15 protein-coding genes and 1 riboswitch are annotated in these 18,846 nt (G+C 49.6%); of the genes, 14 read left to right on the top strand and 1 reads right to left on the bottom strand.

The annotated features are described in order from the left end of the window. Positions 1–70 precede the first annotated feature (70 nt). From EDM52_RS00595 to argH, 9 genes are all read left to right on the top strand, one after another. On the top strand, positions 71–1,177 hold the full coding sequence (locus EDM52_RS00595) for a carbamoyl phosphate synthase small subunit (protein ID WP_122907102.1): 1,107 nt from the start codon (positions 71–73) through the stop codon (positions 1,175–1,177). Continuing rightward, complete coding sequence (gene carB, locus EDM52_RS00590) at positions 1,170–4,412, top strand: carbamoyl-phosphate synthase (glutamine-hydrolyzing) large subunit (protein WP_122907101.1); 3,243 nt, start codon at positions 1,170–1,172, stop codon at positions 4,410–4,412. Before EDM52_RS00595 ends, carB begins: the two co-directional genes overlap by 8 nt. Beyond that, a complete protein-coding gene (gene argF / locus EDM52_RS00585) occupies positions 4,357–5,328 on the top strand; it encodes an ornithine carbamoyltransferase (protein WP_122907100.1) in 972 nt (323 codons plus the stop codon). The genes carB and argF overlap by 56 nt, the downstream gene beginning before the upstream one ends. A gap of 91 nt (positions 5,329–5,419) precedes the next feature. After that, a riboswitch (cyclic di-GMP riboswitch) is annotated at positions 5,420–5,503 on the top strand. Positions 5,504–5,758: 255 nt separating this feature from the next. Continuing rightward, positions 5,759–6,310, top strand: a complete 552-nt coding sequence (locus EDM52_RS00580; RefSeq protein ID WP_122907099.1) for a DUF5317 family protein — start codon at positions 5,759–5,761, stop codon at positions 6,308–6,310. 475 nt (positions 6,311–6,785) lie between these two features. Beyond that, the gene (locus EDM52_RS25580; RefSeq protein ID WP_420866950.1) at positions 6,786–7,631 is read left to right on the top strand and encodes an HD-GYP domain-containing protein; all 846 of its coding nucleotides are present in this window, start codon (positions 6,786–6,788) and stop codon (positions 7,629–7,631) included. A 138-nt stretch (positions 7,632–7,769) separates the two neighbouring features. Beyond that, a complete protein-coding gene (locus EDM52_RS00570; protein ID WP_057134217.1) occupies positions 7,770–7,958 on the top strand; it encodes a hypothetical protein in 189 nt (62 codons plus the stop codon). An 82-nt stretch (positions 7,959–8,040) separates the two neighbouring features. Further along, a complete protein-coding gene (locus tag EDM52_RS00565; RefSeq protein WP_122907097.1) occupies positions 8,041–8,472 on the top strand; it encodes a DUF4760 domain-containing protein in 432 nt (143 codons plus the stop codon). A 183-nt stretch (positions 8,473–8,655) separates the two neighbouring features. Continuing rightward, a complete protein-coding gene (locus EDM52_RS00560) occupies positions 8,656–9,915 on the top strand; it encodes an argininosuccinate synthase (protein ID WP_122907096.1) in 1,260 nt (419 codons plus the stop codon). After that, positions 9,912–11,357, top strand: a complete 1,446-nt coding sequence (gene argH, locus EDM52_RS00555) for an argininosuccinate lyase (RefSeq protein WP_122907095.1) — start codon at positions 9,912–9,914, stop codon at positions 11,355–11,357. Before EDM52_RS00560 ends, argH begins: the two co-directional genes overlap by 4 nt. Before the next feature lie 100 nt (positions 11,358–11,457). Here argH and EDM52_RS00550 read toward each other — a convergent pair whose 3' ends face one another. Then, a complete protein-coding gene (locus tag EDM52_RS00550; protein WP_122907094.1) occupies positions 11,458–12,615 on the bottom strand; it encodes an iron-containing alcohol dehydrogenase in 1,158 nt (385 codons plus the stop codon). 382 nt (positions 12,616–12,997) lie between these two features. Here EDM52_RS00550 and ftsE point away from each other — a divergent pair, with 382 nt between their 5' ends. The 5 genes from ftsE to EDM52_RS00525 all read left to right on the top strand — a co-directional run bounded on the left by ftsE (position 12,998) and on the right by EDM52_RS00525 (position 18,723). After that, a complete protein-coding gene (gene ftsE / locus EDM52_RS00545; protein ID WP_122907093.1) occupies positions 12,998–13,684 on the top strand; it encodes a cell division ATP-binding protein FtsE in 687 nt (228 codons plus the stop codon). Then, the gene (ftsX, locus tag EDM52_RS00540; RefSeq protein ID WP_122907092.1) at positions 13,674–14,570 is read left to right on the top strand and encodes a permease-like cell division protein FtsX; all 897 of its coding nucleotides are present in this window, start codon (positions 13,674–13,676) and stop codon (positions 14,568–14,570) included. The genes ftsE and ftsX overlap by 11 nt, the downstream gene beginning before the upstream one ends. A 23-nt stretch (positions 14,571–14,593) precedes the next feature. Beyond that, a complete protein-coding gene (locus EDM52_RS00535; protein ID WP_122907091.1) occupies positions 14,594–15,796 on the top strand; it encodes a murein hydrolase activator EnvC family protein in 1,203 nt (400 codons plus the stop codon). A gap of 92 nt (positions 15,797–15,888) precedes the next feature. Beyond that, the gene (locus tag EDM52_RS00530) at positions 15,889–17,355 is read left to right on the top strand and encodes a S41 family peptidase (protein ID WP_122907144.1); all 1,467 of its coding nucleotides are present in this window, start codon (positions 15,889–15,891) and stop codon (positions 17,353–17,355) included. 99 nt (positions 17,356–17,454) lie between these two features. Next, positions 17,455–18,723 (top strand): PDZ domain-containing protein, encoded by a 1,269-nt coding sequence (locus EDM52_RS00525; RefSeq protein WP_122907090.1) that lies wholly within the window; start codon positions 17,455–17,457, stop codon positions 18,721–18,723. Positions 18,724–18,846 lie beyond the last annotated feature (123 nt).

Raw genomic sequence — 18,846 nt, 5'->3', positions numbered from 1 at the left:
GTATATTAATACACATGGTTGCATATATTCAGGTTAGCGAGTGCCCTTTGGAGAGGAGTGGCTTTCATAGATGAATAGAGAGAACACTGGACATGGAACAGGATACCTCACGCTGGAGAGTGGCGAGGTTTTTACAGGAACGTTATACGGAGCCTTGATTAGCGGATTTGGTGAAGTGGTTTTTCATACAGGAATGACAGGGTATCAGGAAGTGATGAGCGACCCTTCCTTTGCAGGGCAGATCGTCACCTTTACCTATCCTCTGATCGGCAATTACGGCATTAACGATCAGGATTTCGAGGCAGCTAAGCCTGCTCTCACAGGAATGATCATCAGTGAGCTGTGCAATGAGCCCAGCCACTATCAGTCCAGAAAAACACTGGCGGAGATTGCGGATCAATACGGATTTCCGATTCTCGCCGGAATCGATACGAGGACGATTACCAAGCGCGTACGGCAAAATGGACCGGTATTCGGCGTGATTTCCGACCGTATTTTGTCCGCGGAGGAAGTCGTTTCCCTGCGATCCAAGCATGCGAAGAAATCGCTGGTCGCTGATGTTTCCACACAGCAGATCCTACGCTACACAGGTAACGGCGAGCATGTGGTACTCGTGGATTTGGGGATGAAAACCTCGATTCTCCACGCCTTGCTCAAAATGGAGTGCAAAGTAACCGTCGTGCCTTTTGACACGCCGATCTCCCAGATCAAAGAACTGCAGCCAGATGGTCTGCTCTTTTCCAACGGCCCTGGTGACCCTGAGCATCTCCTCGCGTATTGCAGCGAATGGCGCAAACTCGTGGAACAGATTCCGACGCTTGGCATTTGCCTGGGGCATCAAGTGCTGGCCCTGATGTTTGGCGGAAAGACAGAAAAGCTGGCGTACGGTCATCGCGGCGGCAATCACCCTGTCAAGGAGCTTATGACAGGCAAGGTTTACATGACATCGCAAAATCACGGGTACGTGGTGAAGGAGGAGTCGCTGGACAAACGACAGCTGACGGTCTCCTATCGTAACGTCAATGACGGCTCGGTCGAAGGACTCTGTCATCAGAGCATGCCCGTTTTCAGTGTACAGTTCCATCCGGAAGCACATCCCGGACCTAGCGATACTTCTCACATTTTCCACCAATTCTTGCAGTCGATGCGCGTAGTAGGAGCGAACAGATATGCCTAAATTGCCACACATTCATAAAGTATTGGTTATTGGTTCTGGTCCGATTGTCATTGGTCAGGCAGCAGAATTTGACTATGCAGGCGCACAGGCTTGCCTGTCCTTGAAAGAAGCAGGCGTGGAGGTCGTCCTGGTCAATAACAACCCGGCTACGATCATGACAGATGAACAGGTAGCTGACAAAGTATACCTGGAGCCGCTGACGCTGGAATCTGTCACGGCGATCATCGCCAAGGAAAGACCAGATGGCCTTTTGCCCACATTGGGTGGCCAGACTGGTCTGAATCTGGCTGTTGCCCTGTCTGAAGCAGGTGTTTTGCAAAAGTACAACGTCGAGCTGCTGGGAACTCCGCTGGCAGCCATTCAAAACGGGGAAGACCGTGAATTGTTCAAACAGCTGATGCAGCAAATCGGTGAGCCTGTACCGGAGAGCGACACCGTGGAGTCGGTAGAGGAAGCGATTGCCTTTGCCAATTCGATTGGATATCCCGTCATTGTGCGTCCCGCCTATACATTGGGGGGAGCAGGCGGAGGGATCGCTGCAGATGAACCGACCTTGCGCAAGGTAGCAGCAGGCGGGATCGCAGCAAGCCCGATCGGCCAGGTGTTGATCGAGCGAAGCGTCAAAGGCTGGAAAGAAATCGAGTATGAAGTGATGCGTGATGCCAACGACACCTGCATTATCGTGTGCAACATGGAAAATCTCGATCCTGTAGGGATTCATACGGGAGACAGTATCGTTGTCGCGCCTTCCCAGACTTTGACGGATCGGCAGTATCAAATGCTGCGCAGTGTTTCCACCAAAGTGATCCGCTCCTTGGGCGTTGTAGGTGGATGCAACATTCAATTTGCACTCGATCCTTTGTCTGATCAGTATGTACTGATTGAAGTAAATCCAAGGGTGAGCCGTTCCAGCGCGCTCGCTTCCAAAGCTACGGGCTATCCGATCGCCCGGATCGCAGCCAAGCTCGCTTTGGGCTACGGACTGGATGAGGTTCTCAATCCGATCACGGGCTATACGTACGCCAGCTTTGAGCCGGCTCTCGACTATATCGTAGTGAAAATTCCACGCTTCCCGTTTGACAAGTTCCCGCTGGCAGATCGCAAGCTGGGAACCCAGATGAAGGCGACGGGAGAAGTGATGTCGATCGCTCGCAATCTGGAAGCAGGACTGCTCAAAGCGGTTCGCTCGCTGGAGCAGGGCTGCACGCACATCTCCAGACCAGAGCTGGAATCCTGGACGCATGAGCAATTGAGTACGGCTTTGCAGGAAGCAACCGACATTCGTCTGTTTGTTTTGGCAGAAGCGATCCGCAAGGGCTTTACCGAAGAGGAGCTGCACAGCTTGACTGGCGTCGATCCATTCTTCCTGCGCAGCATTCGCAAGATTGTGGATCTAGAAGTGGAGCTGGGGTCCCATGCTGGCAGTGAATTGCCTGCAGACCTTTTGATGACAGCGAAGAAACGCGGCTTTGCCGACGAGACGATCGCTTCCCTGATCGGCTCTACAGCTGAACAAGTAAAAGCGGAGCGCAAGCAAGCAGGCATCGCGCCAACGTATAAAATTGTAGACACCTGCGCGGCTGAATTTGACGCGCAAACCCCTTACTATTACTCCGACTGGCAAGGTGTGGACGAAGTCGAGAACCTGGCTGGCCGCAAAGTGCTGGTGCTGGGCTCTGGTCCGATCCGTATCGGTCAGGGAATTGAATTCGACTATTGCTCCGTTCACGCAGCCAAGTCTTTGCAGGAGAGCGGGATTGCAGCTGTAGTCGTCAACAACAACCCGGAGACAGTCAGTACGGACTACGAAACGGCAGATCACCTATACTTCGAGCCTCTTCACGTGGAGGATGTTCTGCACATCGCAGAGCACGAGCAGGTAGAAGGCGTCATGGTTCAGTTCGGTGGACAAACCGCCATCAACCTGGCAGCCAAGCTGGAAAAAGCAGGGCTGAAGGTGCTGGGCACATCGCTGGACGCGATCGCTCGAGCAGAGGACCGTGAACTGTTCTACGACATGCTGCGCAAGCTAAACATTCCGCACATTCCAGGAAAGGGAGTCTCTTCTCAAGAGGATGCGGCGGCAATCGCTGAAGAGATCGGCTATCCGGTATTGATGCGTCCATCGTATGTGATCGGCGGACAGGGGATGGCTGTCGTCCATGACGTGTCAGAGCTGTCAGCGACGATCAACGATTGGTTGAACCATCCGGACAGCAGCACCTTCTTCCCGTTGCTGGTTGACAAGTACGTTCCGGGGCGAGAAGCAGAAGTAGATGCTGTATGTGATGGAGAGAACGTCCTTATTCCAGGTATTTTTCAGCATGTTGAAAAAGCCGGCATTCACTCCGGGGATAGCGTAGCCCTCTTCCCTGCGCCAGAGCTTTCTGATGAAGTGAAACAAAAAATTGCGAGCTATACTGATGCGATTGCCCGTGAAATGGGTGCAATCGGTTTGATCAATATCCAGTTTGTCATCGATGGAGACACGGTGTACGTGCTGGAAGTAAACCCCCGTGCTTCACGTACGGTTCCGATCACAAGCAAAGTGACCGGAATTCCGATGGTCCAGCTGGCTGTGCGCGCGCAATTGGGAGAGAAGCTGTCAGCGATGAATTTCGGAACAGGGCTCTTGCCTGATATCCCGTTTGCAGTCGTCAAGGCTCCTGTTTTCTCGACTGTCAAGCTGAATGGCGTCGACCCGGCACTAGGTCCAGAGATGAAGTCTACAGGTGAAGTGCTTGGCTTGGGACGAACGTTTGCCGAGGCGGCAGGAAAAGCATTTGCTTTCAAGGACAACATGTACGGAGATTGGCAAGCTGGAGGCTTGGTGCTGCTCTCGTTGACAGACGGTGACAAAAAGGCGGAGCTGGTCACAAGCATTGCCCAAATGAAAGAAGATGGAGCCAAGCTGGCGACGACGCCAGGAACAGCGGAGTGGCTGTCCGCGCAGGGTGTCGATGTTGACAGCGTAGTGGAACAGGACGACCAACTGATTTCCTTGTTGCAACAGGAGAAAGCGGCTTTTGCTCTGGTTACCGCGACGAAGGGAAATCGCCAGGGGCGCAACGGATTCGCTCTGCGCAGTCGCTTGGTACAGCAAGGCGTACCGTTGTTCTCGGCAGTGGAAACCTTTGAGCTATACGTGAAATCGATTCTGAAGAAAAGAGGTGGCTCTCATGCAGCCAGTGAAGATATTGGAACACTTACCAAACTTGCCGCTCAGCAAGCATAAAGGAAAAGACCTGCTGCGCATTGACGAGTTTAACGGAACTGAGCTGATGGAGCTGCTTCAACTGGCGGCTCATATCAAGCAGCTCCAAAAGCACGGACAGCCTTTCCAGCCTTTGCAAGGGAAAACGCTGGGGATGATTTTTGACAAGGCGTCTACGCGTACGCGTGTCTCCTTTGAAGTGGGCATGTATCAGCTCGGCGGCATGGGAATGTTCCTCAGCGGAAAAGAGCTGCAGCTGGGACGGGGAGAGCCGATCAGTGATACGGCTAAGGTGCTCTCCCGCTATGTAGACGCTGTGATGATTCGCACCTTCTCCCACTCCTACGTGGAGGAGCTTGCCCAGCATGCGTCCATCCCGATTATCAACGGTCTGACGGACTTGTACCACCCTTGCCAGGCACTTGCCGACATGCTGACGATCTGGGAGCACAAAGGGAAGCTGAAAGGCATCAAGCTGGCCTACGTCGGCGATGGCAACAACGTAGCCAATTCGCTCGTGCTGGCTGCCGTTCTGCTTGGTTTGGATGTGCGGGTAGCTACACCTGCCGGCTATGAAATGGAGAGCTCCATCGTGCAAAAAGCGCAGCAATATGCGCTGGAAAGCGGCGGCAAGCTGTTGCTGACGCATGATGTGACAGAGGCAGTAGCGGGGGCAGATGCGGTGTATACCGATGTATGGACCAGCATGGGCTTTGAGGAAGAGAATGAGGTACGGATGAAGGCTTTTGCCCAGTATCAGGTGAATGAACAACTGGTGGCTCATGCCGATTCAGACTATCTCTTCCTGCACTGCTTGCCAGCTCATCGCGGCGAGGAAGTGACAGCAGGCGTCATAGATGGCCCTCGTTCTTTCATTTTCGATCAGGCAGAGAACCGTCTTCATGCCCAAAAGGCCATTCTAGCAGCTCTTGTGTGATGATCGATCTAGTGCTATAGAATCAATTTGATGATAATCACATAGAATATAAAACTATCATTGCCGAATTTTGTCACTAACGTGTAAAATATAGGTAAGAAAGCGCAAAGAAATACGGACTGTATTTGGTCGCTTGGTCCGTATGGAGCGAGTAGCGAATCCGCCCTTTCACTTTCCATGTGAGAAAGGAAAGAGGGGTAGAAGCTTTATATGGTCGCTTGGCTTCTATCTCGCACAAGTAGCGAAACCAGCTTTCTCCACAATGTAAGAAGGAGGGGGAACGAAAATGAAAAAATGGTTCGCAGCAATTATGATGGTGGTTGCTATTGTGGCAGCTACATCAGCAAACTGGCACATTGGTTAATAACTGCAATGAAGAAACACCGCTTGCTTGAAGTGGTGTTTTTTCTTAAACTTGGGGGAAAGTTACATGCTCTTGGACATCATTTGTTTTTCATTTCTCGTCGCCTTAATACGGGGAGGAAGAATAAAGGAATTTCCTAAGTTTCACAAAATCTATTTGTTGGTTGTTACCGTTGTATTGCAAGCGTTTGCTGTTTTTTTTCCGTTGCAAGGCGGCATTTTCATCTCGATAGCTTATGTTTTTATTCTGGCGTTTCTATTGTTCAATCGGGAATTCGAAGATATTAGAATCTTCTTGGTTGGATGGCTGTTAAATGCAATTGCCATTTGGACGAACGGTGGTAAAATGCCTATTGATCCAGAACAGGCGAAAAAATTGCCATATGACTTGGAGCCTGTAATCAATGGAACCAATTTCAAGCATTCCATTTTAACTGAAAGTTCAAATTTCCCATTTTTGACAGATGTGATCTATATGCCCTCGATCATTCCGCGCATTATTAGTATCGGGGACATCTTTATAATGCTCGGGGCATTTTTACTAGTACAGCGACTTATGAATAAGCCAATATCTCTAATACAACTCCGAGAAGGTAAAAGCTATGCGACAAAAAAATGACTTGAGGTTTATTATAAAGGGCATCATTGTCCAAGTGGGATTTGTGCTAGCAGCAATCAGTATTTTTTATTCATCATTATCTGAGTGGGAACCCAGAGAGCATTGGGGGGTATTATTTATATATACTCTCCTCACCGTTTTTTCATGCTTTCTTCCAGTCCGACTTTCGAATGCCGTTTTAACTGTTAACAATGCAGTGATATTCTCAGGAATACTCCTCTATGGGGTATGGGTTGGTGTTTGGACAGCAGTGATCGAGGCTCTGATCATCGCTTTTCTTGTGCGTTTTAATCTTATAAAAGCTATTGTTAATCTCGGCCAGTTATTAATGACCATATGGACAGTAGCTTTTTTAAATGAGTGGTTTCAAAGTTTGCACGTCATTTCGCCACTCATTTCAGACTTGTTGTTAGCAGTCGTTTACTGGTTTGTGAACTTGATTTTATGTGGCCTGGGTATCTCTTATTTTTATAAAATGAGTTGGATGCGTGCCGTCAAAGAGATGACCAGAGGGTTTACCTCTACGTATCTTCTACTCATGATCCTGGCTGGTGTAGGCTCAAGACTTGTTGAATCATACGGACTCGTTGCGCTTGCCCCCATGATTATTGCATTTTTTACAATTAGTTATGTATTTCTTCATTACTATGAGAATGTTCAAAAACTCCAGCAAAAAGTAGAAGAAGTGAAAAGCTTCAACCATAAATTCCTGACAACCATGGCAGCTTCCATCGACGCCCGCGACCATTATACGAGTGGCCACTCTCAGCGAGTAGCTCACTGGGGCAGAGAAATTGCCAAACAGATCGGCATGTCTCCCGAGAAGGTAGAAGAGGTTTACTTTGGCGGCATTCTGCATGACATCGGGAAGATCGGGATCGAAGACGAAATTTTGAACAAAAAGGGAAAGCTAACACCGGAGGAATACGATAAAATCAAACAGCACACGGTGATCGGATACGAGATCATTAAACAGGCTGGGATGTTCCATGAATTGCTGCCCGCAATCCGCTCCCATCATGAACGCATCGACGGCAAAGGCTACCCGGATGGTTTGGTCGGTAATGAAATTCCACTGATTGCGCGCATTCTGGCGATATCCGATGCTTTTGATGCGATGGTGGCTGATCGTCCTTACCGCAAAGGCTTGCCAGTAGAAGAAGCGTTGCAGGAAATACGCCGGGGAGCGGGAACACAATTCGATGAAGAGCTAGCCAGCTATTTCATACATGTCATCAACAAGCTTCCACGCGAGGAGCTGGAAACAATCATCAGACAAAACGATAGATCGCAAAAACCGCTACAGGATGTGTTCCGATAAGGAAACGTCCCTATGCGGTTTTTTTACTCATAAGGAAAATATTTCTGTTTTATGCAACTATCCTTCACCTTTCATACGTCTATTAGGTGAGCCTGTGTAAAGTTTGGGCAAAATGTCATTTCAAATGAGGTGTATAGAATGAGCATGTTTGAAACAGAGATATTGTCTATGACGGACATCACAGCACTGAATAAGATGAAAGAAGAGATCAAGGATACCGTAACCTCAGCGGCATTGAATTGGCAAAGTCGCATGGAAATCTATCAAAAGGTGCAAATGATCGTAAGCAGGATTGAATATTTGGAAAAACATTCGATGACTTCTTGATTGCGAGCAGCTTCTTGCCAGAAGAGTGAAAAAAAGAGATACTGGACATGTGCTTCCATATTTTTCAAGAGGTGAAAAGTCCATGATTCCTACCTATCAGGATGGAGAAATGATTCTAAAGTTGTACGATCAGTTTGAATCAGAGCGTCTGCGGACAGCGAAAAGATGGTTTACCAAAGAGTTGGGACTGCATGAAGCAATCGACCCATCGGCCTTCTGGGAGCAGTTCCCGCGTGGCAGTGAAGGATTTTCGCACTTTGTCACGTTGTACGGATTTTTCGAGATGGTCGGTGTGCTGTATAAAAACGGACTTATACATCCGGATCTATTATTTGACATGTGGTTCATAAATGGTTTTTACGATAAGATGTACCCGATTATTTCAGATTGGCGCTCGCAGGGAGATATCCACGTCGCTGAGAACTTCGAATTGCTGGCGGTCGCTGAGCTGGAGTGGATTGGCAAAAAGAAGGGTGAAGCATACATTCCTAAAGTATCTTATGCAATCAAATAAGAGGGGTAAGAAAAATGGCCGGATGAGATGAATATCTTATCCGGTTTTGTCTGCATGGAACCTCTACGTAATTTTACCTGTGAAAATGGAGAAGGAGTTCAATAAAAGTGGTTGTATTTTTATAAATAAGTTTGTATAATTACTCACATAAGAAAATCTTTCGTGTACAGGGAGAGAAGAGCGATGTCTAAAGAAAAAATTGTTTTGGCCTATTCAGGCGGTTTAGATACATCAGTAGCAATCAAATGGCTGCAAGAAACCTACAACTATGATGTTATTGCGGTTGCCCTTGATGTAGGAGAAGGAAAAGACCTTGATTTTGTACAGAAAAAGGCGCTGCAAGTTGGCGCACTGAAATCGATTGTAGTGGATGCGAAGGAAGCATTCGCGCAGGAATTCGTTCTGCCAGCCTTGCAGGCAAACGCGATGTATGAAGGCAAGTATCCACTGGTATCGGCACTGTCCCGTTACCTGATTTCCCGCGTTCTGGTTGAAATCGCTGAAAAAGAAGGCGCAGTAGCCGTTGCTCACGGTTGCACCGGAAAAGGAAATGACCAGGTTCGCTTTGACGTTTCCTTCACAGCGTTGAACCCGAACATCAAAATCGTGGCGCCGGTTCGTGAATGGGGCTGGACGCGTGACGAAGAGATCGAATATGCGAAAAAGAACAATATCCCGATCCCGATCGATCTGGACAATCCATACAGCATTGACCAAAACCTGTGGGGCAGAAGCTGCGAGTGCGGCGTTCTGGAAGATCCTTGGGCAGCTCCACCAGAGGGTGCATACGATCTGACCAAATCCATTGCAGATGCACCGGATCAAGCAGAAGAAATCGAAATCACGTTCGTAAAAGGCGTGCCAACTGCGCTGAATGGCGAAGAACTGGCACTGTCTGAACTGATCCTGAAGCTGAACAAGATCGCAGGTAACCACGGTGTTGGACGTATTGACCACGTAGAAAACCGTTTGGTCGGTATCAAATCGCGTGAGGTATACGAAACACCAGCAGCGACTACCTTGATTCTGGCGCACCGTGAGCTGGAATTCCTGACTCAGCCTCGCGAGGTAGCGCAATTCAAACCGATTATCGAACAAAAAATGTCGCAGGTGATCTACGAGGGACTCTGGTACTCTCCGATCCGCAATGCGGTTCAAGCATTCATCGAGGAAACACAAAAACACGTGACCGGCGTGGTGCGCGTGAAGCTGCACAAAGGCCATGCGATCGTGGTAGGACGCAAATCGGCGTCTTCGCTCTACAGCCACGAGCTGGCTACCTACAATGCGGGTGACCAGTTTGACCACAAAGCAGCATTGGGCTTCATCAAGCTGTGGGGTCTGCCAACCCAGGTATACGCACAAGTCAATGAAGGCGTTCTGCATGAGAACGTAAATACAGCCATCAAGATCTTGGACGAAAAGGATGCGATCAAGCAATGAAACTGTGGGGAGGACGCTTCACGAAGCCGACGAATCAGCTCGTAGAAGAGTATACAGCTTCCATCTCTTTTGACCAGCAGATGTGGCGACAGGATATCGTCGGGAGCCTGGCACATGTAGCCATGCTGGGCAAGTGCGGCATCCTGCCAATGGAGGAAGTTAGACAGATTATTGCGGGCTTGAAAAAGGTGAAGGAAAAAATCGAGCGGGGGCAGGCACAATTTCTTGTCGCACACGAAGATGTCCATATGAATATTGAGAAAATGCTGATCGAAGAAATCGGTTCGGTGGGGGGCAAGCTCCACACGGGCCGCAGCCGTAACGATCAGGTAGCGACGGATATGCACCTGTACCTCAGAGAAAAGCTCATGGAAATCATCCAGCTGGCGATGTATTTGCAGGAAGCGCTGATCGAAAAGGCAAATCAGCATCTCGATACGGTGATGCCAGGCTACACGCATCTTCAACGTGCACAGCCAGTATTGTTCGGCTATCATCTGATGGCGTACGTGTCCATGCTGCAACGCGACATCGAGCGCATGACCGAGACCTGGAAACGGGTCAACGTTTTGCCGCTTGGCGCTGGTGCGTTGGCTGGGACTACATTCCCGATCGATCGCACCTTTGTTGCAGAGCTGCTGCAGTTTGATGGCGTTTATCAAAACAGCATGGATGCGGTAAGCGACAGAGATTTTATCGTTGAATTTTTAGCCGATTCCTCTCTGATCATGACGCACCTCTCGCGTTTGTGTGAGGAACTGGTGATATGGAGCAGCCAGGAGTTTTCCTTCATTGAGCTCGATGATGAGTTCTGCACAGGCTCCAGCATCATGCCGCAGAAGAAAAATCCGGATGTGGCAGAGCTGGTGCGCGGGAAAACAGGACGGGTGTACGGCAATCTCGTGGGCTTGCTGACCGTGTTGAAAGGCCTGCCGCTTGCGTACAACAAGGATATGCAAGAAGACAAGGAAGGCATGTTCGACACAGTCGCGACACTTCATGGGGCGTTGGCGCTGTTGACTCCGATGATCAAGACCATGCAGGTTAGAGAAGAGCGCATGCGCCAAGCCGTTACGCAAGACTTCTCCAACGCGACGGATCTGGCGGACTATCTGGTGCGTAAAAACATGCCGTTCCGGGAAGCGCATGAAGTGGTAGGGAAAACGGTTCTGTACTGCATCGAGAACAAGAAATACTTGCTGGACATGTCCTTGGCAGAATTCCAGAGCTTCTCTGGTGTGATTGGCGAGGATGTGTACGAGGCACTGGCTATAGAGACAGTAGTGAATGCGCGCAACGTGCTGGGTGGCACAGCTCGCAATCAGGTGGAAGAACAAATTAAGGTATACCGCAAGCTGCTCGTCGACACGCATGCTTGGGTAGATAAAAATAGTCAAAAGGTCATGATTGAATCCTTGATCGATGTTGGCTCGCCAGCGTAAGGATACCAGTACCGGATGGGCATGAGGCCTGTCCGGTATTTTTAGTTAGAGAATAAAAACGCCTGTCTCCACATGGGAGAGAGGCGTTTTCGCAGGTTTATTACAAGGACATGCGTAAAATCTCCGCTACATCCTCGCTGCCCAATGGTTTGAAGCGTCCAATCGGACCGAATGGAGTCGCTTTTTGCGCCATAACCTCGAGTTGGTCATCGCCAATCTTGTAGTCGGCCAGACGAGTAGGGGCGCCGATTCGGGCAAAGAAAGCTGCTGTCGCTTCAATACCTGCCAAAGCCACTTCATCATCCGTCTTGCCTGCAGGATCAACATTCCACACTTCGACGGCAAAACGGACAAAGCGAGCAACATTTTCGCGGTATACATAACGCATCCATTGCGGGAAGATGATCGCCAGCCCGCCACCGTGCGGAATGTCGTAAACAGCACTTACGGCATGCTCGATGGAATGAGTCGCCCAATCCGTATCAACGCCGACAGGCAGTGTACCGTTCAAAGCCATGGTTCCGCAATACAGGATATTGGCGCGGGCATCGTAATCCTCCGGGTTCTCCAGAACGCGCTCCGCATTCTCGATGACCGTTTTCATAATGGATTCAGCAAACCGTGTTTGCAATGGAATTTCAGTGGTGTGACTGAAATACTGCTCAAACACGTGAGACATAATATCGCAAATACCGTAGATGGTTTGATCACGCGGTACGGTGAAGGTATTTTCAGGATCCAGGATCGAAAACGTCGGAAATGTACACGTCCCCCCGAATTTCTCCTGCGTTTCCCAGTTGGTAATGACGCTGCCCCGATTCATTTCTGAGCCGGTTGCTGCCAGCGTGAGTACAGTACCTAGTGGCAATGCACTCTCTGCGACTGCTTTACGAGTATAAAAGTCCCATACATCTCCTTCATACGGCACTCCGACAGCCACAGCTTTGGCGGCATCGATCACGCTGCCTCCTCCGACAGCAAGGATCCACTCTACCCCTTCCTGACGGCACAGTTCAATTCCCTTCTTCACGGTGTTGAGCCGTGGATTGGGTTCTACCCCAGACAGCTCGATCACCCGACACTCTGCAGCCTGCAGCTGGGAGACAACTTTGTCGTACAGTCCGGAGCGCTTGATGCTTCCTCCTCCATATACGAGCAGGACCGTGGAGCCCAGTTGTTTTGCCTTCGCTTCGAGAACGGACAGTTGCCCCCGCCCAAAGATCAGTTCTGTAGGGTTGCGGTAAACAAAGTTGTTCATCTGAACGTACCTCCTTCTAAAGGTTAACTTCTTTACTATTGTAACGGGTGTGTGGTTCGCAGACCAGCGTACGGTGTGTTCACAGCATACTTATCGCAGCTGTTATACCTTTTCTAGCAATGAATGAGAGCGTCTTCGACTTCGAGAAGTGAGGACGTACTATACAAAAAACATGTCGGAATGTCGGTGAAGCGTAGCCTTTTCGACAAGAAATGAGAGATTTAGAGGATACCATCCGTGAAACACGGTGTTATAATAGGTAGGATGAAGTTTCTCGCTGTTTTCCAACAAACGGCAACAGCAGATGAGAAATGGATGTGTTCTTTTGTCGATTTTGCAGACAAAGGCTAAGAACGATCAGACAACGTAGGATGTGATGGACTTGATCGAGATGTTCGATGTATGGAAAACGTATCCGAATGGCACAAATGCGCTCAAGGGCGTCAATATTCGGATTGAAAAGGGCGAATTTGTGTATGTAGTGGGGCCCAGCGGTGCGGGTAAATCCACGTTTATCAAATTGATGTATCGTGAAGAAAAGCCGACCAAGGGACAGATTTTCCTCGGAGGCTTCAATGTCAGCCGGATCAAGGAGCGTCAGATTCCTTTGGTACGGCGCAGCATCGGTGTCGTCTTCCAGGATTTCAAGCTGCTGCCGACGCTGACGGTGTTCGAAAATGTCGCATTTGCGATGGAAGTCATCGAAGCCAATCCCAAGCAGATCAAACCACGCGTGATGGATGTGCTGGGCCTAGTCAAGCTGAAGCATAAGGCGAAAATGCTTCCGAGCGAGCTTTCCGGTGGGGAGCAGCAGCGTGTGGCGCTGGCAAGGGCGTTGGTCAACAGCCCTGGCATCATCATTGCCGATGAGCCTACGGGAAACCTCGACCCGGATACCTCCTGGGAAATCATGAAGCTGTTTGATGAGATCAACCAGCGAGGCACAACTGTCGTCATGGCGACGCATAACCGGGAGATTGTCAACACCATGAGAAAGCGGGTTGTCGCGATTGAAGCGGGTACGATCGCCCGTGACGAGCAGAGAGGGGAATACGGTTATGAAGATTAGAACGCTGGGACGCCATGTCCGTGAAGGGGTAAAAAACCTCGGCCGGAACGGCTGGATGTCGTTCGCTTCTATTAGTGCCGTAGCCATTACTCTATTAATTCTTGGCGTATTTCTCATCCTGGCGATGAACGTCAACTACTTTGCACAATCGGTAGAAAAACAGGTAGAGATTCGCGTCTTCATGGACGTCCTGGCTACCGAGGCAAACGTACAGCAGGTAGAAGAAAATATCAAAGCGATCCCCAAGGTGAGTACTGTCCAGTTTATCCCCAAGGATGAAGGATTAAAGCAGTTTAAGGAAAGCTTGGGAGACAAGGCATATCTTTTCGAAGGCTTGGAGAAGGATAACCCGCTTCCGGACGCTTTCGTGGTCAAGACTGCTCAGCCACAGGATACGGCTGCCGTGGCCGCTCAGATCAAGAAGCTGGAGTATGTGAAAAACCTGACCTATGGCGAAGGTACGGTGGAAAAGCTCTTCGCAGTTACCGGGGCTGTGCGTAATGTAGGGATTGCCTTCATTATTGGACTTGGCTTCACAGCGATGTTCCTGATTGCCAATACGATCAAGCTGACGATTGTCGCCCGACGTCGGGAGATCGAGATTATGAAGCTGGTAGGGGCAACGAACTGGTTTATTCGCTGGCCATTCTTCGTAGAGGGTCTGCTCATGGGCATTGCCGGAGCGTTGATTCCGACCATCATGCTGTCAGTAGGATACTATTACCTGCTGGATGCGATTCATTCCAGCTTTGAAGCTTCACAACTGTTCAAACTGTTACCACTCTTCCCACTGGTCAACCAGGTTGCACTTGCGCTCGTAGCGATTGGTGCCTTTATCGGCATTTGGGGAAGTTTGGTGTCTGTCCGCCGCTTCTTGCGGGTGTAAAATGAGTTTGTGGGAGGAGAATCATGAAAAAGAAGATCCTACTATCCCTCTTGATAGCAGGTTTGCTGGTCGGATCTGCAAACATCCCAGTTGAAGTCAGCCATGCCGCGAGCAAACAGTCCCTGGATAAAATCAATCGGGAGCTTGCAGAGATTCGCAAAAAGAAAGAAGACCAGAGAAAGCAAATGAAGCAAACGGAGCAAAGTATTGCTCAGGTTCAGAAACAAATCAAGAATTTGAACACAGAGCTCATGCAAATTGACCTGCGACGCAATGAAGCGCAGTCAAAATTGGACAAGCTCGAAAAGCAAATGGAAGAGACGACGCTGAAAGCAGCCCAAGCACAGGACGAGCTGGATGAAGCGAAGGATCGCGTGGCAAAACGCGAAACCTTGCTGAAGACTCGTGTCAAATCCATGTACGAGCGAGGTACAGTATCGTATCTGGACGTGCTCTTGGGTTCCTCTGACTTTGGCGATTTCCTCACGCGGATGGAGGGCCTTCAGTTGATTTTGGCGCAGGATACGCGTATTCTTGAAGACAACCTGCGCGACAAAGCGACGATTGAAACGAAAAAGAAAGAGATTGACCATCAATTGACCGTATATGCGGGGATGTACGACGAAGCCGAAACATTGAAGGCTGAGCTGGACAGCCAATACAAAAAGAGCCAGGTCATCGTGGCTGAGTTGAACAAGCAGGAGCAGAAAATGGAAGCAGACCTGGCGGAGGCCGGTCAAATGCTGATGCAAATTACGAAGCAGGAATCTGCCAAGTACGCGGAGCAAGTGCGGGCGATGAGCGCAAGTAGCAGCGGGTACAAAGGCGGCAGATTGGCCCTGCCGATCACGGATGGAGCGTTCCGCTTTTCTTCCGGCTTCGGAGTTCGAAAGGACCCGTTTACTGGGAAATCAGCTGGGCATAATGGTTTAGACATGGCAGCGCCAAAAGGAACCACCATTATGGCGGCAGCCTCTGGTATCGTGACTTACGCCGGGTACTACAACGGTTTTGGGAATACGGTCATGATCAAGCACAGCGATGAAATTACAACCTTGTACGCCCACATTCGCGAGGGCGGAATCAAAGTATCGGTCGGACAAAGAGTGAATGTAGGGCAAAAAATTGCCGAGGTAGGCTCAACGGGTCGTTCGACTGGGAATCACCTGCACTTTACCGTCTACAAAAATGACGTAGCTGTTAATCCACTGCCTTACTTAAAGTAGTTCCGGTCCGATCCACACAAATATTGCTACCTGAAAACGCATAGACTAACAGGAATCTTTTCGCCGGTAGCAAAAAGGATGGTGACGTGAAAGTGAGATGGAAAGGACGTACCGTACTAGGGCTTGTACTCGTTTCGATGGTAGCTAGTAGCATCTTTACAATGACGCTGCTCCGGCCTTCAGTCAGCGCAACCTCGAATGCGGCACTCACGGCTTCAACGAATAAGCTTTCTGCCCCAGGTACCCAAGGATATCCGGAAGAGTTCCAGAAGCTTTACGAAGCTTTTTCTGCAATTAAGAAAGAGTATATCGAAAATGTCACCACGGAACAGTTGGTTGAAGGCGCGATTGGTGGCATGGTCGGTTCGCTGCAGGACCCGTACAGTGATTACATGGATCCAAAGACGGCAGCCGATTTTACCTCCACTTTGCACTCGACGTTCCAAGGAATTGGAACCGAGGTAACCATGCAGAATGGTCGCGTCACAATCGTATCTCCGTTTAAGGGATCTCCTGCTGAAAAAGCGGGTTTGAAACCGAATGACCAGATCATCAGTGTCAACGGCGAGTCGCTGGAAGGCCTGGACTTGCACCAGGCTGTGACCAAAATCCGCGGCCCGAAAGGAACAAAAGCAGTTCTGCAAATCGTTCGTCAAGGTGTAGCTGAACCGCTTACGATCGTCTGTGTGCGGGACGATATTCCAATCGAAACGGTCAACAGCCAGATCATGGAGAAAAACGGCGTCAAGGTAGGCGTGATCGCTCTGACACAATTCTCGACAGAGACCGCCAAGCATTTCAAAGATCAGCTGGCAGAGCTGGAGAAAAAGGGAATTGGCGGACTTGTCATCGACGTTCGCGGCAACCCGGGCGGCTATCTGTTGGCAGTGAAGGAAATCGGGGAAATGCTCGTGCCGAATAACGGCATGATTGTGCAGATCGAGTATGGCAATGGCGGAAAACAGCGTGAAGAGTACCGCTCGAAAACGGAAGCGGCCAAACCGTATCCGATCACAGTGCTGATCAACGGTGGAAGCGCCAGTGCTTCGGAAATCCTCGCAGGAGCGATGCGTGACAGCGGCAACTACAAGCTGGTAGGCGAGAAGAGCTTCGGAAAAGGAACCGTGCAAAGCACGATGGAAATGGAAGACAAGAGCCAGTTGAAGCTGACTATCGCGAAATGGCTGACTCCGAATGGCGACTGGGTCCATGAAAAAGGCATCGTGCCTGATTTCGAGGTGAAGCAGCCCGCTTATTTCAACGCTACTCAGCTGCCTGCGGACAAAGACCTTGCCCGTGATATGACGGGCAATGATGTGAAGAACCTGCAATTGATCCTGACTGGATTAAATCTGTCGCCAGGTAGAGATGACGGCTATTTTGATCAAAAGACAGAGCAGATGATCAAGCAGTTCCAGACATCGAAAAAATTGACTGTGTCAGGAAAAGTAGATGCTGCTACACGTGCTGCATTGGAGGATTCTCTGCGTGAGACCATGCGCAAGCCAGAGAATGATCTGCAATTGCAAAAAGCACTCGATGTAGTATCAACAAAATAAACCGTACGTGTAAGGAAGGGAATTTCCTTGCTCTCGTAGAAGTGGTAACCACGGCAAATTACATGTCGTGGTTTTTCTTTTACCATCGAGGTGAGGCATTTGACGATTCAAGGAGACGTGCTCTCAATTTTATATGCAATACCCATGCTTTTTCTAAATCCAGTTTTCTACTTGTTTTTGCTCGTCATTTACTTGCATTACCGGCGACAGATGCATTTCGAAAGACAGCTGTTTGCCGCTCGTATCCAGACCCCTGTTTTGCAGACAATTCGTTCTGCAGGGATGGGGCTGGCAGGCGGTGTGCTGATTTCCTTGCTGGCAGCTGGTCTGGGTGTCGTCATCCAGGCGCAGGACTTGTACCTGTTATGGGGATTGGCATTGATACTGGCACTGATTCGCTTGCGCTTTCTGTGCTTTGCCTACGCTGCTGGACTATTGGCGCTTTTGCATGGCATAGCAAGCGTGTTTCCAGGTCCTGTTGCCATTCCTGTGGCCGGTGACCTGTGGGCGATGTTTGGACAGGCCAAACCGATCCCGCTTTTGGCGCTCGTGGCGATCATGCATCTCATCGAGGCCATGCTTGTACGCTGGAATGGGGGAAAAGATGCTTCGCCGCTTTTTGTAGAGGGAAAACGCGGCCGCATCGTCGGATCCTACCTGCTCCATTCCTTCTGGCTGACTCCACTGTTCTTGTTTGTGCAGATGGAGCCGGGCGCGATCAATGGAGCGCTTTATCCGGGATGGCCGTTTTTCTGGCCGGAAGCGGCTTCCTTCGGGCTCATGCTTTTGCCGTCTGTAACCGGCTTTTCCGACATGACACAGACCACTACACCATTCAAAAAAGCGCAGCAAATTTCGAAGCATCTCGCTTTGTATGCTGTGATCCTGTTAGCGTTGTCAGCGCTTTCGGTTTGGCTGACTCCATTGATCGTACTCGCTGCTTGTTTTGCGATTTTCGGTCACGAGGCCTTGTTTTTCTGGAGCCAGTATCACGAGACACAACGATCACCGTTTTTTATTCAATCTTCGCGAGGCATCAAGGTGATGGCCGTCATCCCGGGGACACGAGCAGAAGAAATCGGAATACTGCCTGGTGAGATTATTGTAAAAGTAAACGGAATTCATGTCCGAAACAAAGAAGATCTCTATCCTGCCCTTCAAGCTAATTCCGCTTTTTGCAAAATGGAAGTGCTCACGTATGAAGGGGAGGTCAAGTTTGTACAATGCGCCGTGTATGCTGGGAATCATCATCAGCTGGGAATCATCGTCGTGCCTGACGCAAAAACGAATGTCTACGTTGATTTGAGACGTTCCAGTGTGATCCAGCTGATCAAGCAGAAGCTGGAAAAACTAAATATTGGAGCTTGAGCAAGCAGGGGAGAGTTTACGCACAGTCTAGGCGAAAAACTCTCCCCTTTTTTTGAAGCAAGTATAAGATTCATGTTTGCTTACTCTTTTTAAGTAAAATTTATTTTATAGAACTCCTTTTTT

Origin of the sequence: Brevibacillus invocatus (assembly GCF_003710915.1) — a bacterium.
In the GTDB taxonomy this organism is placed as follows: domain Bacteria; phylum Bacillota; class Bacilli; order Brevibacillales; family Brevibacillaceae; genus Brevibacillus; species Brevibacillus invocatus.
Note: the sequence above shows the minus strand (reverse complement) of the source record. Positions and strands in the feature narration are given on the sequence as shown.